Source organism: Micromonospora sp. NPDC002296, assembly GCF_040296145.1.
Classification (GTDB): domain Bacteria; phylum Actinomycetota; class Actinomycetes; order Mycobacteriales; family Micromonosporaceae; genus Micromonospora.
Map to the genome: position 1 here is coordinate 22121 of NZ_JBEOWQ010000017.1, position 22603 is coordinate 44723.

At 73.0% G+C, this 22603-nt stretch carries 19 protein-coding genes; 8 read left to right on the top strand and 11 right to left on the bottom strand.

Annotated features, from left to right (window positions below; all coding sequences use genetic code 11):
• Positions 1 to 46: 46 nt before the first annotated feature.
• Positions 47 to 1096: an AAA family ATPase gene (locus ABT023_RS15640; RefSeq protein ID WP_350885837.1), complete on the bottom strand. Its 1050-nt coding sequence runs from the start codon at positions 1094 to 1096 to the stop codon at positions 47 to 49.
• A gap of 172 nt (positions 1097 to 1268) precedes the next feature.
• Positions 1269 to 1796, bottom strand: coding sequence for a hypothetical protein (locus tag ABT023_RS15645; protein ID WP_350885839.1), 528 nt, complete (start codon positions 1794 to 1796; stop codon positions 1269 to 1271).
• 421 nt (positions 1797 to 2217) lie between these two features.
• On the opposite strand from ABT023_RS15645, the gene ABT023_RS15650 reads away from it, so the two are divergent.
• Positions 2218 to 3147, top strand: a complete 930-nt coding sequence (locus ABT023_RS15650; protein WP_350886008.1) for an endonuclease/exonuclease/phosphatase family protein — start codon at positions 2218 to 2220, stop codon at positions 3145 to 3147.
• A gap of 36 nt (positions 3148 to 3183) precedes the next feature.
• On the opposite strand, the gene cimA is transcribed toward ABT023_RS15650, so the two are convergent.
• Positions 3184 to 4767, bottom strand: a complete 1584-nt coding sequence (gene cimA, locus ABT023_RS15655; RefSeq protein WP_350885841.1) for a citramalate synthase — start codon at positions 4765 to 4767, stop codon at positions 3184 to 3186.
• Positions 4768 to 5139: 372 nt separating this feature from the next.
• On the opposite strand from cimA, the gene ABT023_RS15660 reads away from it, so the two are divergent.
• The 4 genes from ABT023_RS15660 to ABT023_RS15675 all read left to right on the top strand — a co-directional run bounded on the left by ABT023_RS15660 (position 5140) and on the right by ABT023_RS15675 (position 7678).
• Positions 5140 to 5700 (top strand): peroxiredoxin, encoded by a 561-nt coding sequence (locus ABT023_RS15660; RefSeq protein ID WP_350885843.1) that lies wholly within the window; start codon positions 5140 to 5142, stop codon positions 5698 to 5700.
• 2 nt (positions 5701 to 5702) lie between these two features.
• Positions 5703 to 6233 (top strand): alkylhydroperoxidase, AhpD family, encoded by a 531-nt coding sequence (gene ahpD, locus ABT023_RS15665; protein WP_350885845.1) that lies wholly within the window; start codon positions 5703 to 5705, stop codon positions 6231 to 6233.
• Positions 6234 to 6394: 161 nt separating this feature from the next.
• Positions 6395 to 6853 carry a PRC-barrel domain-containing protein gene (locus ABT023_RS15670; protein WP_350885847.1) on the top strand — a complete coding sequence of 153 codons (459 nt, stop codon included), beginning with the start codon at positions 6395 to 6397 and terminating at the stop codon, positions 6851 to 6853.
• Between the two features lie 84 nt (positions 6854 to 6937).
• Entirely contained in the window at positions 6938 to 7678 is a 741-nt protein-coding gene (locus ABT023_RS15675; protein WP_350885849.1) for a tyrosine-protein phosphatase, read from the top strand.
• Between the two features lie 88 nt (positions 7679 to 7766).
• On the opposite strand, the gene ABT023_RS15680 is transcribed toward ABT023_RS15675, so the two are convergent.
• A complete protein-coding gene (locus tag ABT023_RS15680) occupies positions 7767 to 8864 on the bottom strand; it encodes a branched-chain amino acid aminotransferase (RefSeq protein WP_350885851.1) in 1098 nt (365 codons plus the stop codon).
• A 182-nt stretch (positions 8865 to 9046) separates the two neighbouring features.
• The gene (locus ABT023_RS15685; RefSeq protein WP_350885853.1) at positions 9047 to 10078 is read right to left on the bottom strand and encodes a 3-isopropylmalate dehydrogenase; all 1032 of its coding nucleotides are present in this window, start codon (positions 10076 to 10078) and stop codon (positions 9047 to 9049) included.
• A gap of 222 nt (positions 10079 to 10300) precedes the next feature.
• On the opposite strand from ABT023_RS15685, the gene ABT023_RS15690 reads away from it, so the two are divergent.
• Positions 10301 to 11176: an FAD:protein FMN transferase gene (locus tag ABT023_RS15690; protein ID WP_350885855.1), complete on the top strand. Its 876-nt coding sequence runs from the start codon at positions 10301 to 10303 to the stop codon at positions 11174 to 11176.
• Between the two features lie 351 nt (positions 11177 to 11527).
• Positions 11528 to 11884: a hypothetical protein gene (locus tag ABT023_RS15695; RefSeq protein WP_350885857.1), complete on the top strand. Its 357-nt coding sequence runs from the start codon at positions 11528 to 11530 to the stop codon at positions 11882 to 11884.
• A gap of 86 nt (positions 11885 to 11970) precedes the next feature.
• Here the strand turns inward: ABT023_RS15695 and serA are convergent, their stop codons facing one another.
• The 5 genes from serA to ABT023_RS15720 form a co-directional block, all read right to left on the bottom strand.
• A complete protein-coding gene (gene serA / locus ABT023_RS15700) occupies positions 11971 to 13569 on the bottom strand; it encodes a phosphoglycerate dehydrogenase (protein ID WP_350885858.1) in 1599 nt (532 codons plus the stop codon).
• Between the two features lie 264 nt (positions 13570 to 13833).
• Entirely contained in the window at positions 13834 to 14847 is a 1014-nt protein-coding gene (gene ilvC / locus ABT023_RS15705; protein ID WP_350885860.1) for a ketol-acid reductoisomerase, read from the bottom strand.
• 71 nt (positions 14848 to 14918) lie between these two features.
• Positions 14919 to 15434 carry an acetolactate synthase small subunit gene (gene ilvN / locus ABT023_RS15710; RefSeq protein ID WP_350885862.1) on the bottom strand — a complete coding sequence of 172 codons (516 nt, stop codon included), beginning with the start codon at positions 15432 to 15434 and terminating at the stop codon, positions 14919 to 14921.
• Positions 15434 to 17296, bottom strand: coding sequence for an acetolactate synthase large subunit (locus ABT023_RS15715; RefSeq protein WP_350885864.1), 1863 nt, complete (start codon positions 17294 to 17296; stop codon positions 15434 to 15436). The genes ilvN and ABT023_RS15715 overlap by 1 nt, the downstream gene beginning before the upstream one ends.
• Before the next feature lie 183 nt (positions 17297 to 17479).
• Positions 17480 to 19942: a putative bifunctional diguanylate cyclase/phosphodiesterase gene (locus ABT023_RS15720; protein WP_350885866.1), complete on the bottom strand. Its 2463-nt coding sequence runs from the start codon at positions 19940 to 19942 to the stop codon at positions 17480 to 17482.
• Between the two features lie 112 nt (positions 19943 to 20054).
• Between ABT023_RS15720 and ilvD the strand changes: the two genes are divergently transcribed.
• Positions 20055 to 21902 (top strand): dihydroxy-acid dehydratase, encoded by a 1848-nt coding sequence (gene ilvD / locus ABT023_RS15725; protein WP_350885868.1) that lies wholly within the window; start codon positions 20055 to 20057, stop codon positions 21900 to 21902.
• Positions 21903 to 22053: 151 nt separating this feature from the next.
• Here the strand turns inward: ilvD and ABT023_RS15730 are convergent, their stop codons facing one another.
• Positions 22054 to 22590, bottom strand: coding sequence for a hypothetical protein (locus ABT023_RS15730; protein ID WP_350885870.1), 537 nt, complete (start codon positions 22588 to 22590; stop codon positions 22054 to 22056).
• Between the last annotated feature and the right edge of the window lie 13 nt (positions 22591 to 22603).

Here is a 22603-nt window from a genome sequence, read left to right on the forward strand (position 1 = left end):
GACGCCCGCGTGGTCCCGCCCCGCGCGGGCGGGACGGCGGGGCCCCTCACGCCGCCGCCAGGTCGGTGGCGTACCCGGTGTGGTGGGTGGTGATCCGGGGCGGCGGCACCGCGTCGACCAGCCGGCGCACCACCGCCTCGGCGGAGACCCCGTCGGCGACCGCGTCGAAGGAGAGCACCAGCCGGTGGGCGAGGACGTCCACCGCCAACTCCCGGACGTCCTCGGGCAACACGTGGTCCCGGCCGCGCAGCAGCGCCTGGGCCCGGGCGGCGGCGACCAGGCCCAGGGTGGCCCGGGGGCTGGCCCCGTACGCCAGCAACGGCGCGATCTCGGGCAGCCCGAACCGGCCCGGGTCCCGGGTGGCCAGGATCAGCCGGACGACGTACTCGGCGAGGGCGTGGTGCACGAAGACGTCGCCGGCCCGGCGTTGCAGCGCACGAAGCCGGCCGGGGTCGAGAACCGGGCGCGGGCTCGGCCGGCCGGCGCTCATCCGGTAGAGGATGGCCAGCTCGTCGGCGTCCCCCGGGTAGTCCACGACGATCTTGAGGAGGAACCGGTCGCGCTGCGCCTCGGGGAGCTGGTACACCCCCTCGGACTCGATCGGGTTCTGGGTGGCGAGCACCAGGAACGGGTCGGGGACGGGCCAGCTCCGCCCGCCGATGGAGACCTGCCGCTCGGCCATCGCCTCGAGCAGCGCGGACTGCACCTTGGCCGGGGCGCGGTTGATCTCGTCGGCGAGCAGCAGGTTGGCCATGATCGGGCCGAGCTCGACGTCGAAGCTCTCCTTCGAGGCCCGGTAGATGCGGGTGCCGACGATGTCGGAGGGCACCAGGTCCGGGGTGAACTGGATCCGGGAGAAGGTTCCGCCGACCACGGTGGCGAGGGTGTGCGCGGCGAGCGTCTTGGCCACGCCGGGGACGCCCTCCAGCAGGCAGTGACCGTTCGCGAGCAGCGCGGTGAGCAGGCGTTCGACGAGCCGATCCTGCCCGACGATCACGCGTTTGACCTCGAAGAGCGTCTGTTGCAGCTCGGCGCCGGTCGGATCGGGATCGACCGGGCTGGGCAGGCTGGCCAGGGTGTCCGAGATGTCCGTCACGGTGCTTGCTTCCCGGGCGGCGGTCCGGCAAACGTCGGAAATTACGCCACTCGGGGCCCTTTGTCCCCCTGACCGGGGCGACTGTCGCCATCCGCCGCGAAGCACGCCGAGGGTGCGGTAGCGGACGCGACGACGCCGGCCCGGGCGGGCCGGCGTCGTCGGGCGGCACGGGTCAGGGGGTGTGCACCGCCAGGTGGAAGGGTCGGTCCGACGGGGCACCGGTCGAGTCGACCGTCTGCACGAACACGCCGTTCGGCGTGCCGAGCCGCGGCGCGACCGAGACCTCGCCGGCCGGCGGGATGCAGCAGTTGGCGGCGTCGCCGATGTTGGCCACGTACGCGCCCCGGACCAGGCTGTGGTTGAAAATGACCTGGTACTGGCCGGGGCCGTACCTGGTCGCGGAGACCGCGTCGTGCCCACGGAGCAGCACGCCGGCGCTGCTGACCACCGCGAAGGAGGTGGAGCCGGCCACGAACGACGGGCTCACGCCTTCCCGCAGCGCCGCCTTGGCCTGGGCCGCCTCGGCCGGCGTCACCGCCGGCTGGCCCACCCGCGCGGCGGGGCGGGCACCCGGCTGCCCGGTCTGGGCTGCGGGCTTCGCCGTCGTCGCCTGGGCGGCGGCGAAGCCGCCGCCGGCCAGCGTCAGCGCCAGCACGCCGAACGTGACCGCGGCCGCCCTACCGGAAATGAATCTCGCCATGACAGGTTCCCCTTTTGTTGACCGTGTCGAAACGACCGGCTCGTCAGGCGACGAGTCGGATTGCTTCCGAGCCCGATCGGCGCTCCGGAAAAGCGTCGCCACAGCCACCTCCGACACATTGACGATGCCGGAAGGACGGGCCGCTAGACAACCTCTGAGCAGCCATTACTACCAAGAGCGTCAGGGCTGGAACCAGGTGGAAAGTAGCATCGGGAAAAGTGCCGGGTCAATAGACTGCTGCGGCGTTTCAGATTTGTTCGGGCGATCTGGAAATTGCGAAACGTGAGGGCTGGACAATTCACGAAAGACGTCCGGGGCGCCGGGCGTCCGACGCGGGCGCTAGCGTGTCGCCGTGAACACGTCCGAGAAGGCGCCGCCCGGATCCGACCGGGCCGCCCAGGTCCGCGCGTGGCTCTGCTGGCTGGCGGTCGCGCCCGGGCTGGCCTGGGCGGTGGTCCGGCTGACCGGCCTGGAACGGGGCCCGCTCGTGCAGGCGGTCGCCTTCACCCCGTACGTGGCGGCCTGGTCACCCGTGCCGCTGCTGCTCGCGCTCGCCCTGCGGCGCCGCTGGCCGGCGGCGGTCGCGGCCCTGGTCGCGGTGGCGCTGATCGGGACGGTCGCGCCCCGGGCGCTGCCCGGTGGGCAGCCCGCCGCGCAGGGGCCGGAGCTGCGGCTGCTCACCGCCAACCTGCTGGCCGGCGCGGCCGACGCCCGCACCGTGGTGGACCTGGTCCGCGCGCACCGGGTCGACGTGCTGACCGTGCAGGAGTTCACCCCGGGCGCGGCGGCCGAGCTGGACCGGCTGGGCCTGGCCGACCTGCTGCCCCACCGGCAGCTCAACCCGCAGGTGGGCACCACCGGCTCGGGCCTCTACGCCCGCTTCCCGATCGCCGGGGGCGGGATCCGGCAGAACCGCGGCGGCTGGGGCTTCAGCCAGGCGTACGGCACGGTGACGCCGCCGGGCGGGCCGCCGGTGCGGATCGAGTCGGCCCACCCGGCGGCCCCGTACGCGATCGACCAGGTCGGTCCCTGGCGTGCCGACCTGGAGACGCAGCCGGCGGCCACCCCGGCGGCGGGGCTGTCGATCCTGGCCGGGGACTTCAACGCCACCCTCGACCACGCCCCGCTGCGCGCCCTGCTGGCGACCGGGTACGCCGACGCGGCCGACGCCGCCGGTGCCGGGCTCACCGGCACCTGGGGCCCCTACGACGGTGACCTGATCCCGCCGGTGACGATCGACCACGTGCTGGTGGACCGGCGGATCGCCGTCCGGTCGGTGGCGGTGCACCCCGTGCCGGGCAGTGACCACCGTGCGGTTCTGGCGGGGCTGCGGGTGCCCGCGGGTGGGTGAGCGGGCACCCGCTGTGCGTCGGCGCGGTGCCCCCGCTCAGACGTGGGCGCGGTCCAGGCCGTAGGTGAGCGCGTCCACGAGGGCGCGCCAGGACGCCTCGACCACGTTGGGGTGCACGCCGACGGTCGTCCAGTCCCGGCCCGTCCCGTCGGCGGTCTCCACCAGCACCCGGGTGACCGCGCCGGTGCCGTGGCTGCCCTCCAGGATGCGCACCTTGTAGTCGGCCAGCTCGAAGTCGCGCAGCTCCGGGTAGTGCCGGAACAGGCCGACCCGCAGCGCCTCGTCCAGGGCGTTGATCGGGCCGTTGCCCTCGGCCGTGGCGATCACCCGCTCACCGCGCACCCGGATCTTGACGGTGGCCTCGGACACCACCGCGCCGTCCTCCCGGTGCTCGACGAGCACCCGGTACGACTCCAGGGCGAACGGCCGGGTCGGCGCCGCGCCGGGCAGCTCGGAGCGGACCAGCAGCTCGAAGGAGGCGTCGGCGGCCTCGAAGGACCAGCCCTCGGCCTCCAGCTCCTTCACCCGGCCGGTCACCTTCGACAGGGTCTCCGGATGGCCGGCCAGGTCCAGGCCCAGCTCGCGGCTCTTCAGCTCGACGCTGGCCCGGCCGGCCATCTCGGTGATCAGGATCCGCATGTCGTTGCCCACCACGAGTGGGTCCACGTGGTTGTAGAGCAGCGGATCCACCTTGATCGCGCTCGCGTGCAGCCCCGCCTTGTGGGCGAAGGCGGCGGCCCCGGCGTACGCCTGGTGGGTGTCGGGGGCGATGTTGGCGATCTCGGCGATGGCGTGGGAGACCCGCACCATCTGTTCCAGGCAGCCGTCCGGTAGGACCGGCAGCCCGAGCTTGAGTTGGAGGTTGGCGACGACGGCGAAGATGTCGGCGTTGCCGGGGCGCTCGCCGTACCCGTTGGCGGTGCCCTGGACGTGACGGACGCCGGCCTCGACGGCCGCGATGGTGTTGGCCACCGCGCAGGCGGTGTCGTTCTGGGCGTGCATGCCGAGCCGCCCCGGATCGACGCCGGTCCGCGCGACCAGGTCGGCGATCGCGGCGGTCACCTGGGAGGGCAGCATCCCGCCGTTGGTGTCGCAGAGCACCATCACCTCGGCGCCGGCGGCCAGCGCGGTCTGCACCACCTCCGCCCCGTACGCCGGGTCGTGCCGGTAGCCGTCGAAGAAGTGCTCGCCGTCGACGAAGACCCGCCGACCCTCGCCGACGAGGTGCGTCACGGTGTCCCGGATCATCGCCAGGTTCTCGGCGGCGGTGGTGCGCAGCGCCCGCTCGACGTGCCGCAGGTCGGCCTTGGCGACCAGCGCGACGGCCGGGGTCCGCGCGTCCAGCAGCGCCCGGACCTGCGGGTCGTCGGCGACCGCGACGCCGGCCTTGCGGGTCGCCCCGAACGCGACGAGCTGGGCGTGCTTCAGGTCCAGCTCGGTCCGGGCCCGGCGGAAGAACTCGGTGTCCTTCGGCACGGCGCCCGGCCAGCCCCCCTCGATGAAGCCGACCCCGAACTCGTCGAGCAGCCGGGCGACGGCCAGCTTGTCGACCACCGAGTAGGTGAGCCCCTCTCGCTGGGCGCCGTCGCGCAGCGTCGTGTCGTAGACCTGGAACGTCATGGGGGGTCCTCTCGGGCGCGGACTGGGACGGGACGGCGGGGCGGGGCGGGACCAACAAAAAGACCTCCCGCGGATGCGGGAGGTCTGCGCGCTCGGCGGAGGGGGCCGGGCGCGCTAGGTGCCGATAATGACGACGCTGCTGGTCACGATCACCACTCTGCCACCCGCCCCACGGTTTTGGGAGGCACAATCCACATGACGGGACGGTGACGGAGGGTTGCGATACCTCATCCGCCCCCACCTGCAGGGCAGAACCCGCCGCCGGTGATCGGGTTCACAAGTCACCTGGCCGCCATCAAGCCGAAACGCCGCTGCGGCAGTATCTGGAACAGATCCAGTTACCGGCCTCGTGCCGCTGTCAAGGAGGACCCCGTGCTCACTGTCGGTGACCGCTTTCCGGAGTACGAACTCACCGCCTGCGTGTCCCTCGACGCCGACAACGCGTTCGAGTCGATCAACCACAAGTCTCACCAGGGCAAGTGGCGGGTTGTCTTCTTCTGGCCGAAGGACTTCACCTTCATCTGCCCGACGGAGATCGCCGAGTTCGGCCGGCTGAACGGCGAGTTCGCCGACCGGGACGCCCAGGTTCTCGGCGTGTCGGTGGACAACGAGTTCGTCCACTACGCCTGGCGCAAGGACCACCCGGACCTGCGCGAGCTGCCCTTCCCCATGCTCAGCGACATCAAGCGCGAGCTGACCGCCGACTGCGGCGTGCTCGGCGAGGACGGCGTGGCCCAGCGCGCCACCTTCATCGTCGACCCGGACAACGAGATCCAGTTCGCCATGGTGACCGCCGGCTCGGTCGGCCGGAACGTCTCCGAGGTGCTGCGGGTGCTCGACGCGCTGCAGACCGACGAGCTGTGCCCGTGCAACTGGAACAAGGGCGGCGACACCCTCGACGCCACCAGGCTGCTCGCCGGCGCCGGGGCCTGACGATGGGTCTCGACGCGGTCAAGGCAGCCCTGCCGGAGTACGCCAAGGACATCAAGCTCAACCTCGGCTCCACCGTCGGCGCCTCGACGCTGAAGCCGGAGCAGGCCTGGGGCACCGCGCTGGCCTGCGCCGTCGCGGCGCGCAACCCGGTGGTGCTTCGGGAGATCGCCGCCGAGGCCGCCGGCCACCTCACCCCCGAGGCGGTCGAGGCGGCCAAGGGCGCCGCCACGATCATGGCCATGAACAACGTCTACTACCGGGCCAAGCACCTCATCGGCGACGACCAGTACGCGTCGATGCCGGCCCGACTGCGGATGCAGATCATCGCCCGACCGGGTGTGGAGAAGGGCGACTTCGAGCTCTGGTGCCTCGCCGTCTCGGCGATCACCGGCTGCGGCGTCTGCCTGGAGTCGCACGAGAAGACGCTGCGCGGGGCCGGCTTCACCCGCGAGCAGGTGCACGAGGGACTGCGGATCGCCGCCGTGGTGCACGCCGCCGCGGTGGCGCTCGACGCGCAGGCCGCGCTGGCCTGAGCCCGCCGCCCCGACTCCGCCGACGCCGTTACCGCGGTGCCGGCGGAGTCGGCGTTTCCGGCGGTACGTGTGTAGGGCCCGACGGGGCTGGGTAGGTGTATTTCGGACAGCGAGAACATCCCCCTCCGAGACGACTACGACAGTCGAGGCAGGAGCACCCCATGGACAGGCTCGACCCGCACACCACACACGGCACCCCGGAGCCCCTGACCCACGGCGGGCAGGGTTCGGTCGCCGGCGGCGCCCCCGCCGGTGCGTTCGACCCGTGGAGCTACCGCGACCGGGCGTCGGCGGCCGACGCCGACCTGGTCGGCTACAAGGTCGAGGCCACCGACGGCAGCATCGGCAAGATCGACAGCGCGAGTCACGAGGTCGGCAGCAGCTACCTCGTGGTCGACACCGGCCCGTGGATCTTCGGCAAGAAGGTCATGCTGCCGGCCGGCACGGTCAACCACGTCGACCACGACGAGCGCAAGGTGCACGTCGACCGCGACAAGGACCAGATCAAGGCCGCGCCCGAGTACGACGAGAACAGCCACAGCGACCCGGCGTACCGGGACAAGCTCGGCGGTTACTACGACGAGAGCTACGGCAACCTGCCCCCGGGCACCGCTCGCTGAGCGGGGCCGCCGGCCCGGCCGGCGGGGCTCGATTCACCGTCACGGCCGGTGGGGTTCACCCCCACCGGCCGTTACCGTGTCAGGGTGGACTCGATCGAAGTAACCCGCAGGATTCCCTTCTCCGCGATGTTCAACTTCCGTGATGTCGGCGGCTACCCGGCGGGCGACGGGCGCACCGTCGCCTGGGGACGGCTCTACCGCTCGGACTCACCGCACCGCGTCGACGGCGCCGACCGGGACGCCTTCGTCGCCCTCGGCGTCCGCACCGTGATCGACCTGCGCCGCCCGGACGAGGTGGCCCGGGACGGCCGGGTGCCGGAGCTGGACGGGCTCACCTACCGGCACATCCACCCGGAGCACACCCCGTGGACGGAGTCGCAGTACGAGCCCGGCTCAAGCCTGGCCCGCTACCTCGCCGACCGGTACGCCGCCCTCGCCGGGACCGGCGCCGCCGGGCTGGCCGAGGCGGTCGGGCTGATCGCCGACAGCGCCGCCGCCCCGGTCGTCGTGCACTGCGTGGCCGGCAAGGACCGCACCGGCATCGTCTGCGCGCTGACCCTCTCGGTGCTCGGCGTGAGCGACGCCGACATCGCCGCCGACTACGCGCTGAGCACGGAGGCGTCGGCGCGGTTCAGCGCCTGGGTGGCCGCCACCGCCCCCGAGGCGGAGGAACTCCCCGCGCCGTTCCTGGCGTCCCCGGCCGAGGCGATGTCGCTGTTCCTGACCGAGCTGCGCGCGGGACACGGCTCCGTCGAGGGGTACCTGCGGCACGCCGGCGTCACCGGCGCCCAGCTCACCGCCCTCCGCGACCACCTGCTGGCCTGACCTCCGACCCGGCCGCTCCCCCCGACCCGGCGACGGCCGCGGTGGGACACCGAAGAATGCCCGGGCGGGTGGGAGTCGGAGCCGGTGCTCAGAGGACCCGGGTGACCCAGCCGTGCGGGTCGGCGGCCCGGCCGCGCTGGACGTCCACCAGCCGTCGGTGCAGGTCGGTGGTCACCCGGCCCGGCTCGCCGCCGCCGACGAGGAACTCGCCGTCGGTGAAGCGGACCTTGCCGATCGGCGTGACCACGGCCGCGGTGCCGCAGGCGAAGGCCTCGCGCAGCCGGCCGCTGGCCGCGTCGGCCTGCCAGTCGGCGAAGCTGACCGGCCGCTCCTCGACCCGGTGGCCCGCCTCGGCGGCCAGGGTGAGGATCGCGTCACGGGTGATGCCCGGCAGGATGGTGCCGGTCAGCGGCGGGGTGACCAGGGTGTCGTCGTCGTAGACGAAGAAGACGTTCATCCCGCCCAGCTCGTCGACGAAGCGCCGCTCCACGGCGTCGAGGAAGACCACCTGGTCGCAGCCGGCCTCGATCGCCTCGGCCTGGGCGGCCAGCGAGGCGGCGTAGTTGCCACCGCACTTGGCCGCGCCGGTGCCGCCCGGGGCCGCGCGGGTGTAGTCCGGCGACACCCACACCGTCACCGGCTTGACCCCGCCGGAGAAGTACGCCCCCGCCGGGGAGGCGATGACCACGTACAGGTATTCGTTGGCCGGGCGGACGCCGAGGAAGACCTCGCTGGCGAACATGAACGGTCGCAGGTAGAGGCTGCTCCCGTCGCCCTCGGGGATCCACTCCCGGTCGATCTCGACCAGCCGGCGCAGCGACTCGACGAACGCCTCCGGCGGCAGCTGCGGCATCGCCATCCGGCGGGCCGACTCGGCGAACCGGGCGGCGTTGGCCTCCGGCCGGAACATGGTCACCGCGCCGTCGCCGGTGCGGTAGGCCTTCAGGCCCTCGAAGATCTCCTGCGCGTAGTGCAGCACCGCGGCGGCCGGGTCCATCGGGATCGGCGCGCGCGCCTCGATCCGGGCGTCGTACCAGCCCTTGCCGTCCGCGTACCGGATGGTGACCATGTGGTCGGTGAAGACCCGGCCGAAGCCCGGGTTCGCGAGCAGGGCGGCCCGGTCCGCGGCGGATACCGGCGTGGAATTCGGACGGATCTCGAAGTCGAGCATGTCACCACCGCTCATCGCGCGGACCTCCCTGGGACGACGGCGGCCGGGACCGCGCGCCGGATTCACTGGTGCCAGCAACTTACCCCGAACGGTCGTTCAGCGGGTAGCCGCGTAACGGCGGAACGGACGCCCCGAACGGGCGTTCCGGCTGTTCAGATGCCCCTTCATCGGGGCATCTGGGCGGGGCGGACCGCCGGTCAGGCCACCGCGTGCGCGGCGAGGCGGTCGCCCACCTCGGCGGTACGCAGCGGTACCCCCGGGGCGCGGCCGGCCAGCTCCGCGCCGACGGCGGCGGTAACCCGTGCCGCGGCGTCGGCGTGCCCGAGCTGGTCGAGCAGCAGGGCGGCGGAGAGCACGGCGGCCACCGGGTCGGCGATGCCCTGGCCGGCGATGTCCGGCGCGGAGCCGTGCACCGGCTCGAACATCGACGGGTACGCCCCGGTGGGGTTGATGCAGCCGCTGGCGGCCAGCCCGATGCCGCCGGTGACCGCGGCGGCGATGTCGGTGAGGATGTCGCCGAAGAGGTTGTCGGTGACCACCACGTCGTACCGCTGGGGCTGGGTGACCAGGAACATCGCGGCGGCGTCGACGTGCTGGTACTCCGTGGCCACGTCCGGGTGCTCGGCGGCCACGGCCGCGAAGGCGCGGGCCCACAGCGACCCGGCGTGGGTCAGCACGTTGGTTTTGTGCACCAGGGTGACCTTGCGCCGCTCGCGGCGGGACGCCCGGGCGAACGCGTCGCGGATGACCCGCTCCACCCCGTGCCGGGTGTTCAGGCTCTCCTCGGTGGCCACCTCGGCCGGGGTGTCCCGGTGCAGCGAGCCGCCCGCACCGGCGTAGAGCCCCTCGGTGCCCTCCCGGACCACGACCAGGTCGACCTCGCCGGGCTTGACGGTGGCCAGCGGGCCGGCCACGCCGGGCCACAGCCGCGACGGGCGGAGGTTCACGTACTGGTCGAAGGCGAACCGGAGCTTGAGCAGCAGGCCGCGCTCCAGCACGCCCGGCGGGACGCTCGGGTCGCCGACCGCGCCGAGCAGGATCGCGTCGTGCCCGGCCAGCTCGGTCAGGACGGAGTCCGGCAGCACCTCGCCGGTGCGGTGGTAGCGGGCCGCACCGAGGTCGTACTCGGTGGTCTGCACCCCGGGGAGCACGGCGTCGACGACCTTGAGGGCCTGCGCGACCACCTCGGATCCGATCCCGTCCCCGGCCACCACCGCGATCCGTGCCACGTCGTGAGCTCCCTCGCCTCGTCGTCTTCCGCAACGGTACGACTCTGTCCCGCCTCCCGGTACGATGCTTCCGCATTCTGGGAAACGGAACGCACAGCAGGCTCCCAGGTGGGATTCATGATGCGGCCAACTTCGCTGCTTAGAGTCGATGGTGAACGGGTCACGGGGCCCGGACGGGATTCGTCGCGGCGCTGCGGCGCCGTCAGCGAAGGAGCAACTGCCATGCGGATCGAGGAACAGCCCCGGCACCGGTGGGTCGACGAGCAGCCCCGCACGCAGTGGGTGGACCAGTCGACATTCGCCAGCCGCCGCCCCGACCTGCGCCTGGGCAGCCGCACCCACCGCCTCGACCGGGCCGGTGGCACCGCCGTCGACCGGATCGCCGTGCGGCACACCGTCGGCACCAGCACGGCCGAGTACTCCCTGCTGCTCAACGCCCCGAGCTGGCTGGGCCGGCGCGGGGTGGGCGAGGCGCTCGCCGACGCGGTCGCCGAACTGCGCGCCATCGACCTCACCTACGGCCCGAACCGGCGCGACAGCCTCGTCTCCCGGCTGCGCCGGGGAGAGATCAGCCCCGAGTCGTACCCACCGCTGGCCGACCTGGTGGACCGGTGCGCCGCCATGCGGGCGGCGACCGACGGCTGGTTCGACGCGTGGGCGGTGCCCGGCGGCTTCGACCCGGGCGGCCTGCTCGGCGGCTGGGCGGTGGAGCGGGCAGCGGCCCGGCTGCGCGCCGCCGGCATCCACGACTACGCCGTGCTCACCGGTGCCGACCTGGTGGTACGCGGGCACGCCGCGCACGGCGGCCCGTGGCGGGTGGCCGTGCACCACCCGACCGACCCGCGCCGGCCTCCGCTCGTGCTGGAGATGACGGCCGGCGCGGTGGGCACCTCCGGGGTGACCGGGCGACGGGGGCACGTGGTCGACCCGCACACCGGGGAGCCCGCCGACCATCTCGACGCCGCCACGGTGATCGGGCCGGACCTGGCGGTGGCCGACGCCTACGCCACCGCGCTCTACGCCGCGGGCCCGGCGGGGCTGGACTGGTTCCACGACGAGTCGGACTACCGGGTGCTTTTCGCGCACCGCCGCCGCTGAGATCCGACCGGGCCACCCTCGGCGGCCGGTCTTCGCATCCCGGCCGTGGGTGACCCGCGATCGGCCCCCACGGTCTCGGCAACGGCCGTGGGGGCCGGTCAGCGACGAGTGCGCGTGGCTCGCGCAATCGAGGGGTGCGGACCCGGGCCGGGGCGGACGTCAACCGCGTCACCCGAAGACGGGCCGACGCCGAACTCAACCAGTGACCGCACGAGTACGCTAGCGAATCGCCGTCACTCGATGCAAGGGTCTCCACTGCGGACCGTCTCCGAAGGACGCTCGGAAGTTTCGCGACTGACCTGCGGCGGGGTCACGGTGACTTCCCCGGCCCGGGATGGCACGCTGTCCGCCGTGAGTTTCGATCTGAGCGTGTGGGCCCTCCCGGACAGGGCCACGCCCATGGACGTGCGGGCAGCGGTGCAAAGGTGCCGACAGGGGCAGCACGACGACCGCTACCCGGACCCGCGGGTCGTCGCCTTCTACCGGGCGATCACCGCCCGCTATCCGGACCGACCGGCGGGCCCGGGTTCCCCGTGGGAGGTCGCGCCCCTGCACGCGGCCAACGACCACATCGAGATGAACCTCAACCCGGCCTGCGAGGACCAGGTGCTGCTCGACATCGAGCGGCTGGCCGGCGAGTGCCACCTGATGCTGTTCGACTACCAGGACGGCTCGGTCTACCCGCCACCCGCCCCGGCGCGCCGCTGACCGGTTGACGGCGAGGGGCCCGGCCGTTCGGCCGGGCCCCCGATCCGTCCTGCGTGGACGCCGTGTCACTCGATTCCTGGATGGACCTACTCGTCGCGCAGGTCGGCGGCGCTGGCCGAGGTCGCGCCGATCGAGTCGGCCGCGGAGGTGAGCAGGTCCGCGCCGAGCGCCTGGTCGACCGTGAGGGTCATCAGCGTCTCACCGCCGGCCTCCCGGCGGGCCACCTGCATCGCCGCGATGTTGATACCGGCCTCGCCGAGCAGGGTGCCGACGGTGCCGACCACGCCCGGCCGGTCCGCGTAGCGCAGGAAGAGCAGGATGCCCTCCGCGCCGATCTCCACGTCGAAGCCGTCCACCTCGGTGAGCTTGAGGACGTCGCGGGTGCCGGCGTGGGTGACCGTGCCGGAGACGCTGACCGTACGGCCGTCCGGCAGCGCGCCGCGGACGGTCACCAGGGTCGGATGCTCGGCGGTGTCGGCCTGGCTGGCGAGGTTGACCTCGACGCCACGCTCGGCGGCCAGGTGCGGCGCGTTGACGTAGGTGACCTGCTCCTCGACCACGGAGCTGAACAGTCCCTTGGTGGCCGCGAGCTTGAGCACCGAGACGTCGTGGTTGACGACTCCCCCGCGCACCTCGACGGTGACGCTGGCGGCCACCCCGCCGGCCACGGCGGTGAACGCCCGGCCGAGCTTCTCGGCGAGCGGCAGCAGCGGGCGGACGTCCTCGGCGACCACGCCGCCGGCCTGCACGTTGACCGCGTCCGGCACGAACTCGCCCTGCAACGCCAGCTTCACGCTCCTGGCCACGGCCAGGCCGGCCTTGTCCTGCGCCTCGGCGGTGGAGGCGCCCAGGTGCGGGGTGGCCACCACGTTGTCGAAGGCGAACAGCGGCGAGGAGGTGCACGGCTCCTTGACGTACACGTCGACGCCGGCACCACCCACCCGGCCCTCGGCGAGCGCGTCGGCGAGGGCCTGCTCGTCGATCAGTCCGCCGCGTGCGGCGTTGACGATCCGCACCCCCGGCTTGACGATCGCCAGCTCCTTCTCGCCGATCAGGCCCACGGTCTCCGGGGTCTTCGGCAGGTGGATCGAGATGAAGTCGCTCTCCCGCAGCAGCTCCTCCAGCCCGACCAGGCGCACCCCGAGCTGCGCCGCGCGGGCCGGCTGGATGTACGGGTCGTACGCGATCAGCCGCGTGCCGAAGGCGGCGATCCGAGACGCGAAGAGCACCCCGATCCGGCCGAGGCCGACAACGCCCACGGTCTTGCCCTGCACCTCGACGCCGGTGTACTTGGACCGCTTCCACTCGCCGGCCTTGAGCGCGGCGCTGGCGCTGGCGGTGTTGCGGGCCACGGCCAGCAGCAGCGCGACGGCCTGCTCGGCGGCGGAGACGATGTTGGAGGTGGGGGCGTTGACGACCATGACGCCCCGCGCGGTGGCGGCCGGAACCTCGACGTTGTCCAGACCCACACCGGCCCGGGCGACCACCTTCAGCCGCGGGGCGGCGGCGATCGCCTCGGCGTCGATCTGCGTGGCGCTGCGCACGATCACCGCGTCGGCCTCGGAGAGCGCGGAGAGCAGGGCCTGACGGTCGGTGCCGTCGACGTGACGGACGTCGAAGTCGTGGGCGAGCACCTCGATGGCGGCGGGGGCGAGTTCTTCGGCGATCAGTACGACAGGAGTCATCGGTCCTCGTAGAGGTCGTGTGGCGGTCGGCCGGGACGTGGGGGCGCCGCGCTGCGCCCTGCGCCGAGTCGTGCCATGGCCGTCAGGTGGCGGCTACGCACCTACCCGCGATGTTAGGGCGCGGGCCGGCCGGCGTACCCCGGACTGCGGGGTGAGGGCCCTCACAAACCCGACATGTCAGCGGGGCTACGGACGGGTGAGTGACAGCGGCGACCCGCCCGGCGCCGGGGAGGGCGGCGGGCGGGTCGTCGCGTGCGGTACGGCTCAGGCGGTCTCGGTGATCGGCCGGTCGACCCAGCTCATCATGCCCCGCAGCTTGCTGCCGGTCTCCTCGATCGGGTGCGCCGCGCCCTCTGCCTGCCACTTGGCGAAGTTGGGCCGGCCGGCCTCGTCCTCGGCCACCCACTCCCGGGCGAACTCGCCGGACTGGACCTCGCCGAGGATCTTGCGCATCTCCTCCTTGACCCGGGCGTCGATCACCCGCGGGCCGCGGGAGAGGTCGCCGTACTCGGCGGTGTCGGAGATGCTGTAGCGCATCTTCGCGATGCCGCCCTCGTACATCAGGTCGACGATCAGCTTCAGCTCGTGCAGGCACTCGAAGTAGGCCACCTCGGGGGCGTAGCCCGCCTCGGTGAGCACCTCGAACCCGGTCTGCACCAGGGCCGCCGCGCCGCCGCAGAGCACCGCCTGCTCGCCGAACAGGTCGGTCTCCGTCTCCTCCTTGAAGGTGGTCCGGATCACGCCGGCCCGGGTGCCGCCGATCCCCTTCGCGTACGCCAGGGCCAACGCGAGGGCCGTGCCGGTGGCGTCCTGCTCGACGGCGACCAGGCAGGGCACGCCCTTGCCGTCGACGTACTGGCGGCGGACCAGGTGACCCGGGCCCTTCGGGGCGACCATCGCCACGTCCACGTCGGCCGGCGGCTTGATCAGGTCGTACCGGATGTTGAAGCCGTGGCCGAACAGGATCGCCTTGCCGGGCGCCAGGTTCGGCGCGATCGCCTCCGTGTAGAGGGTCCGCTGGGCGGTGTCCGGGGCCAGGATCATGATCACGTCGGCCTCGGCCGCGGCCTCCGCCGGGGTGAGCACCCGCAGGCCCTGCTCCTCGGCCTTGGGCCGGCTCTTCGAGCCCGCCGGCAGGCCGATCACCACGTCGACGCCGGAGTCCCGCAGCGACAGCGCGTGGGCGTGGCCCTGGCTGCCGTACCCGATCACCGCCACCTTCTTGGCCTGGATCAGGCCCAGGTCGGCATCGTCGTCGTAGTACACCTCAACGCTCATTGACTTCCCTTTCGTACGGCGGCCCGGGCGGCCCGTCGTGGCTTGTGCGGGTGGTGTGGCGGGCAAGGGGCTCAGGCGGCCCTCAGTGCCGGGCCGGCGGTGATCGAACGCGAGCCGCGACCGATCGCCACCGTGCCGGACTGGACCATTTCCTTGATCCCGAACGTTTCGAGGTCGCGCAGCAGCGCGTCCAGCTTGTCGGGGGTGCCGGTGGCCTCGATCGTCAGCGTGTCGGGCGCGACGTCGACCACCCGGGCGCGGAACAGGTTGACCGTCTCGAGCACCTGGCCACGGGTGGCCCGGTCGGCGCGGACCTTGACCAGCAGCAGTTCCCGGGCGACCGAGACCTGCGGGTCCAGCTCGACGATCTTGAGCACGTTGACCAGCTTGTTGAGCTGCTTGGTGACCTGCTCCAGGGGGGAAGACTCGGCGTTGACCACGATGGTGATCCGGGAGACGTCCGGGTTCTCGGTCTCGCCGACGGCGAGGCTGTCGATGTTGAAGCCACGCCGGGAGAACAGCCCGGAGACCCGGGCCAGGACGCCCGGCTTGTTCTCCACGAGCACGGACAGGGTGTGCAGGTTCATTAGATATCGTCCTCGTCGAAGTTCGGGCGGACGCCGCGGGCGAACATGATCTCGTCGTTGCTGGTGCCGGCGGCCACCATCGGCCAGACCATCGCGTCCTTGCCGACCACGAAGTCGATCACGACGGGGGCGTCGTTGATCGCCATCGCCGCCTCGATCGTCTTGTCGACGTCGGCCGCGCTCTCGCAGCGCAGGCCGACGCAGCCGAGCGCCTCGGCGAGCTTGACGAAGTCCGGGATGCGGTGCTTGTGGGTGCCCAGCTCGGTGTTCGAGTACCGCTCGTTGTAGAACAGCGTCTGCCACTGCCGAACCATGCCGAGGTTGCCGTTGTTGATCACGGCGATCTTGACCGGGATGCCCTCCAGCGCACAGGTGGCCAGTTCCTGGTTGGTCATCTGGAAGCAGCCGTCGCCGTCCACCGCCCAGACCACCGTGTCCGGCCTGCCCACCTTGGCCCCCATGGCGGCCGGGACCGCGTAGCCCATGGTGCCGAGGCCGCCGGAGTTGAGCCAGGTGCCCGGCCGCTCGTACGAGATGAACTGCGACGCCCACATCTGGTGCTGGCCGACGCCGGCGACGTAGACGGCCTCCGGCCCGGCGATCTTCCCGAGCCGCTCGATCACGTACTGCGGGGAGAGGGAGCCGTCGGCCGACTCCTCGTAGCCCAGCGGGTACCGCTTGCGCAGCTCGTCGAGCTGGGCCCACCAGTCGCCGAGATCGGCCGGACTGCTGGCGGACCGCTCGGTGGTGACCGCGGCGATCAGCTCGTCGATCACGTGCCGGGCATCGCCGACGATCGGCACGTCCGCGTGCCGGTTCTTGCCGATCTCGGCCGGGTCGATGTCGGCGTGCACGACGGTCGCATCCGGGGCGAACGAGTCCAGCTGGCCGGTGACGCGGTCGTCGAACCGGGCGCCGAGCGCCACGATCAGGTCCGACTTCTGCAGGCCGTAGACCGCCGACACGGTGCCGTGCATGCCCGGCATGCCCAGGTGCTGCGGGTGCGAGTCGGGGAACGCCCCGAGCGCCATCAGCGTGGTGACCACCGGGATGCCGGTCAGCTCGGCCAGCCGACGCAGCCCGTCCGTGGCGCCGGCCTTGAGGACCCCGCCGCCGACGTAGAGCACCGGCCGGCGGGCCGAGGTCATCAGCCGGGCGGCCTCCCGGATCTGCTTGCCGTGCGGGTGCAGGGTCGGCCGGTACCCGGGCAGGTCCAGCGTCGGCGGCCAGGAGAAGGTGGTCTGCGCCTGGAGCACGTCCTTCGGGATGTCCACCAGCACCGGGCCGGGGCGGCCGGTCGAGGCCAGGTGGAACGCCTCGGCGAGCACCTGCGGGATCTCCTCCGGCGTCTGCACCAGGAAGTTGTGCTTGGTGATCGGCAGGGTGATGCCCTGGATGTCGGCCTCCTGGAAGGCATCCGTGCCGATCGACGGCCGGGCCACCTGACCGGTGATCGCCACCATGGCCACCGAGTCCATGTACGCGTCGGCGATCGGGGTGACCAGGTTCGTCGCGCCCGGGCCGGAGGTGGCCATGCAGACTCCGACCTTGCCGGTGGCCTGGGCATACCCGGTGGCCGCGTGTCCGGCGCCCTGCTCGTGCCGGACCAGGATGTGCCGGACGGTGGAGTCGTAGAGGGGGTCGTACGCCGGGAGGATCGCCCCGCCCGGGATGCCGAAGACGACGTCGACGTCGAGCGCCTCCAGGGACCGCACGAGCGACCCGGCTCCGGAGATCTGCGCGGGCGCGGGCTGCCGTACCGCCGGGGCGGACGGCGCGACCTGGTCGGCGGTCGCCGGCTCGGCGCCGGCACGGGTCCGGCGGGCGGAGTGGGCGAGGGTCTCTGGCGTGGGTCTCGTCATGGCGGTTCAGGCCTTCGGCTGGAGTGGCTGATGCTCTTCAGGCGGTGCAACGCGGGCGGGGTCCACCCGGATGGATCCGACGGCAATAAAAACGGCCCTCGTGCAGATGCACGGGGCCAGCGCACTCTCGACGACGGAGAGTGCGCTCAGGTAAGTACTCGCGGAGAGGTCGACGGCATGCGGTCAAGCCTGCCGCATCTCACGCGATGAGTCAACTGATCCCACATTTTGGTTCACGGGAGTCGGTGACGTGCTCTCCGACACACCGCCTCCGACCGCCCCTAGCTGCGCGGACGCGCCCCCGTCCGGGCGTTGGGCGGGCATCGTCGGCAGGCGCCGTGGACGCGCCGCCGCGGGTGGGGCCGGCACGGCGGCGGGGGGCCCGGCGGGCGGCGCCGACACCGGGGCGGGACGCGCGCCGCCGGACGTGGCGGCCTCCAGCATCGCCTCCAGGTGCTCGCCCGGCACCCCCCAGCCGAAGAGCGCGCCCTGGCCCCACCGGCAACCGGCGGCGACCACCGCGGCCAGCTCGGTGGGGGTGGTCACCCCCTCGGCGATCACCTCCATCCCGAGCTGATGGCCAAGCCGCATGACGATGTCGACCATCGGGGCGAAGGCCGGGCCGTCGGTGCCCACCGGGCGGACCGGCTCGTGCTCGGCGACCAGGCTGTGGTCGATCTTGAGAATGTCGATCGGCAGCCGGCGTAGCTGCCCGAGCGACGAGTACCCGGCACCGAAGTCGTCCAGGGCGATCCGGACGCCGGTGCGCCGCAGCGCGGTCAGCCGCCGGACGAGTTCGTCGAGGTCGGTCGCCACGGCGTGCTCGGTGACCTCCAGCACCAGCCGCTGCGGCGGCACGTGGTGGGCGCGCAGCGCCTCGGCGACCTGGACCACGTACTCGGGGGCGTGCAGCTCCCGGGGGGAGACGTTCACCGAGACCCACACGTCGTGCCCGTCGGCCAGCCAGCGGGAGAGCTGGTGACACGCCTGGTGCAGCACCCACGCCCCGAGCTTGGCGATCATCCCGCACTCCTCGGCCAGCGGGATGAACTCGTCCGGGCGGACGTTGCCCAGCTCCGGGTGGCGCCAGCGCAGCAGCGCCTCCGCGCCCACCGGGCGCACCGACGGCAGCGACGCCACCGGCTGGAACACCAACCGCAGCTCGTCGCGCTCGATCGCGCCGCGCAGCTCGTGCTCCAGCGTCGTGCGGCGGCGCAGCAACTCGTCGTAGGTGGCGTCGTAGTGCTCGATCCGGTTCTTGCCGCGCTGCTTGGCGTAGCGCAGGGCCAGGTCGGCGTGGCGCAGCAGCAGCTCGGTGTCCGGCTCGTCGGGCTGCCCGGCCACCCCGATGCTGACCGAGAGGAAGACCGGCCCGCCCGGCTGCTCGTACGGGCGGCCGAGCAGCCCGAGCAGCCGCTCGGCGACCCGGCCGGCGTCGGGCGGGCGGCCGGGCATGAGCACCGCGAACTCGTCACCGCCCAGCCGGGCGGCCAGGTCGCCGGGGCGCAGGTTGCCGCGCAACCGCCGGCCCACCTCGGCCAGCACCTCGTCGCCCACGTCGTGCCCGCGCATGTCGTTGACGTTCTTGAAGCCGTCCAGGTCGAGGCCGAGCAGCACGCACGGGACGCCGGAGCCGGTGCTGTCCTGCAGGGCGCGCAGCAGCCCCCGCCGGTTGGCCAGGCCGGTCAGCGGGTCGGTGTGGGCCAGCTCCCGGAAGTGCGCCTCGCGCTCGGCGAGCCGGCTCGCGTACCGGCGCACGTCGTGCAGGGCGAGGTACTGCCGGGCCACCAGCGCGAACCCCTCGACGCTGCCGGCGACGATGCCCAGCGCGTCGAACCGGCCGCCCTGGAGCAGGTGGTACATCGCGGAGGCGGCCATCGCGACCATCGGGACGAAGGCGTACTCGCCGTCCCGGCGGATCAGGTCGACGTCGAGCTGCCCGGGCGGGGCGGCCCGGTGCACGGCCCGGTGCACGGCCAGCGCGGCGGTCAGCAGCCCGGCCGCGAGCAGGACCGTGCCGGCCAGCAGCATGCCGGGCACGGCCTGGCAGAGCCCGCCGGCGATGCCCAACCCGCCGCAGGTGACCGCCGTGATGCCGGCGCCGAGCCAGGCCAGCCGGCGGCGGGGCGCGGCGGCCCGCATGAGCACGATCAGGGTGAGCCCGGCGGTGAACGCCACGCTGACGCTGGCCAGCAGGATCGGCGCGCAGGCCGCCGGGATGGCGGTGGCGAGCAGCCGGGTCGGCTCGGAGAGGAGCACCCAGCCGACGAACCAGAGCGCGGTCGCCATGATCAGGCCGTCGAGCACCAGCCGGGCCGTCGCCGCCCGGGTGGGCCCCGCGCAGGTCAGCCGGAGCAGGCCCGCGCCGAAGGCGAACGCGCTCACCGCGGTGCCGACGGAGACCAGGGTGGCCCAGCCGACGCGCAGCCCCTGCTGATCGGCCAGGTGGGCGCCGCCGCCGAGCGGCACCGCCCACCCGATCAGCAGGCTGAACAGCGCGAACACCCCGGCGGCGGCGACCAGCACGACGGCCTGCCCGCACCCTCGCCCCGCCCGGGGGGCGAGGACGACCAGCAGCGCGGTGGCGCAGGCGGCCACGAGGCCGCTCAGCACCGCCACAGCGATCATGCCCGGGGGGAAGCGCACGTCCTCAACTGTGCCGGATGCCCGCTCGGCGTGGGGGGCCGGGTGCGCAACTGTTGGGACACGGCGCGGCACCCCTGGGAGCACCCCGGCCGACGGTGCAAGACTGGTACGCATGCCTGAGCTGCGGTCGAGAACCTCCACGCACGGCCGGACGATGGCCGGCGCCCGGGCCCTGTGGCGGGCCACCGGGATGACCGACGACGACTTCGGCAAGCCGATCGTCGCCATCGCCAACAGTTTCACCCAGTTCGTGCCCGGCCACGTGCATCTCAAGGACATGGGCGGCCTCGTCGCCGACGCGGTGGCCGAGGCCGGCGGGGTGGGCCGGGAGTTCAACACGATCGCGGTCGACGACGGCATCGCCATGGGTCACGGCGGAATGCTCTACTCCCTGCCCAGCCGGGAGTTGATCGCCGACGCGGTGGAGTACATGGTCAACGCGCACTGCGCGGACGCCCTGGTCTGCATCTCGAACTGCGACAAGATCACCCCCGGCATGCTGCTGGCCGCGCTGCGGCTGAACATCCCCACCGTCTTCGTCTCCGGCGGCCCGATGGAGGCCGGCAAGACGATGGCGATCGAGGGGATCGTGCACTCCAAGATCGACCTGATCGACGCGATGGTCGCCTCGTCCAACGACGCGGTCACCGACGACCAGCTCGGCGAGATCGAGCGGTCCGCCTGCCCGACCTGCGGATCCTGCTCCGGCATGTTCACCGCGAACTCGATGAACTGCCTCGCCGAGGCGATCGGCCTGGCCCTGCCCGGCAACGGCTCGACGCTGGCCACCCACGCCGCGCGCCGGTCGCTCTTCGTCGAGGCCGGCCGCACCGTCGTGGAGATCGCCAAGCGCTGGTACGACAGCGACGACGCCTCGGTGCTGCCCCGGCGGGTCGCCAACCGGGCCGCGTTCGAGAACGCGGTCGCCCTGGACGTGGCGATGGGCGGGTCGACCAACACGATCCTGCACCTGCTCGCCGCCGCCCGGGAGGCCGAGATGGACTTCTCGGTGGCCGACATCGACGCGATCTCCCGCCGGGTGCCGTGCCTGGCCAAGGTCGCCCCGAACTCGCCGCAGTACCACATGGAGGACGTGCACCGGGCCGGCGGAATCCCGGCCATCCTCGGCGAACTGGACCGCGCCGGCCTGCTGCACCGGGACGTGCACGCCGTGCACTCCCCCAGCCTTGCGCGGTGGCTCGCCGACTGGGACGTGCGGGGCGGCTCGGCCACCTCCGAGGCGGTCGAGCTGTTCCACGCCGCCCCCGGCGGGGTGCGCACCACCGAGCCTTTCTCCACCACCAACCGCTGGTCGTCGCTGGACACCGACGCGGCCGGCGGCTGCGTGCGGGACCTCGCCCACGCCTACAGCGCCGACGGCGGGCTGGCCATCCTGCACGGCAACATCGCCCCGGAGGGCTGCGTGGTGAAGACCGCCGGGGTGCCCGAGGAGTGCCTGACCTTCCGCGGGCCGGCAAAGGTGTACGAGTCGCAGGACGACGCGGTCACGGCGATCCTGGCGAAGGAGATCGTGGCCGGGGACGTGGTGGTGATCCGGTACGAGGGCCCGAAGGGCGGCCCCGGCATGCAGGAGATGCTCTACCCCACCTCGTTCCTCAAGGGCCGGGGCCTGGGCAAGGCCTGCGCGCTGCTCACCGACGGCCGGTTCTCCGGCGGCACCTCGGGGCTGTCCATCGGGCACGCCTCCCCCGAGGCGGCCTCCGGCGGCCTGATCGCCCTGGTCGAGCCCGGCGACGAGATCGTCATCGACATCCCGGCCCGGTCGATCTCACTCAACGTCGCCGAGGACGCTCTGGAGGCCCGCCGGATCGCCCAGGAGAAGCGCGCCAAGCCGTACACGCCGGTCGACCGCGAGCGGCCGGTGTCGGCGGCGCTGCGCGCGTACGCCTCGATGGCCACCTCGGCCAGCGACGGCGCCTACCGCCGCGTCCCGGAGTAAGAGGCAGGGTCGTTGCGTTGTCGCGGCCACGGTCCCTGGTCGGCTCGGGGACCATGGCCCGGGGCGGAGCTGTGGGCGCGGCGGTCGATGCCGTGGGGCGGCACCTATGGAGCTGAGTCGTTTACGCCAATGCTCACGGTGGCTGACCGGGTCAGTACCCGACCAGGGCGATGACGAGCGACGACACCGCGGCGGCGAGCAGCACCCCGCCCGCGCCGATCCCGACCGCCGCGCTCGCCGGCACGGCGCGGGCCCGGGCGACCGGAACCGCCGCCAGCGCCGCCGCCGTCACCAGGGCGGCGACCACGTGGATCAGCGGATAGTCGAGCAGCGCCGCGACCGGGAACAGGTGCACCCCCACCACGAGCGCGACCCAGACGGGGATCAGCTCCCGGCGGCCTCGCAGGGCGAGTAGCCCGGCACCGAGCGCCGCGACGCCGAACTCGATGCCGACGACCAGGCCGAAGGTGCGGCTGGTGTCGGCGTCGAAGGCCGTCGGGTCGGACCAGCGACGCCAGGTGAGAATCCCGCCGGCAACGGCGGTGAGCAGCGAGAGCACCGATCCGACGGCGAGCACCGGACGCCAACTCCGGGGCGGTGCCTCCTGGGCCCAGCCGAACCAGCTCGATGCGAAGAAGCCGAACACGACTGCTGTGGCCGACGCGTCCCGCACGTGCTCCGCGATCATGGCTCCCCCTCGG

What these genes read in the sequence shown, in the direction of transcription:
- ABT023_RS15645 (WP_350885839.1), bottom strand. Translation starts at nt 1,796, where the DNA reads ATGGCGAGATTCATTTCCGGTAGGGCGGCCGCGGTCACGTTCGGCGTG.
- cimA (WP_350885841.1), bottom strand. Translation starts at nt 4,767, where the DNA reads ATGACGTTCCAGGTCTACGACACGACGCTGCGCGACGGCGCCCAGCGA.
- ahpD (WP_350885845.1), top strand. Translation starts at nt 5,703, where the DNA reads ATGGGTCTCGACGCGGTCAAGGCAGCCCTGCCGGAGTACGCCAAGGAC.
- ABT023_RS15670 (WP_350885847.1), top strand. Translation starts at nt 6,395, where the DNA reads ATGGACAGGCTCGACCCGCACACCACACACGGCACCCCGGAGCCCCTG.
- ABT023_RS15680 (WP_350885851.1), bottom strand. Translation starts at nt 8,864, where the DNA reads ATGAGCGGTGGTGACATGCTCGACTTCGAGATCCGTCCGAATTCCACG.
- ABT023_RS15690 (WP_350885855.1), top strand. Translation starts at nt 10,301, where the DNA reads ATGCGGATCGAGGAACAGCCCCGGCACCGGTGGGTCGACGAGCAGCCC.
- serA (WP_350885858.1), bottom strand. Translation starts at nt 13,569, where the DNA reads ATGACTCCTGTCGTACTGATCGCCGAAGAACTCGCCCCCGCCGCCATC.
- ilvC (WP_350885860.1), bottom strand. Translation starts at nt 14,847, where the DNA reads ATGAGCGTTGAGGTGTACTACGACGACGATGCCGACCTGGGCCTGATC.
- ilvN (WP_350885862.1), bottom strand. Translation starts at nt 15,434, where the DNA reads ATGAACCTGCACACCCTGTCCGTGCTCGTGGAGAACAAGCCGGGCGTC.
- ABT023_RS15715 (WP_350885864.1), bottom strand. Translation starts at nt 17,296, where the DNA reads ATGACGAGACCCACGCCAGAGACCCTCGCCCACTCCGCCCGCCGGACC.
- ilvD (WP_350885868.1), top strand. Translation starts at nt 20,055, where the DNA reads ATGCCTGAGCTGCGGTCGAGAACCTCCACGCACGGCCGGACGATGGCC.
- ABT023_RS15730 (WP_350885870.1), bottom strand. Translation starts at nt 22,590, where the DNA reads ATGATCGCGGAGCACGTGCGGGACGCGTCGGCCACAGCAGTCGTGTTC.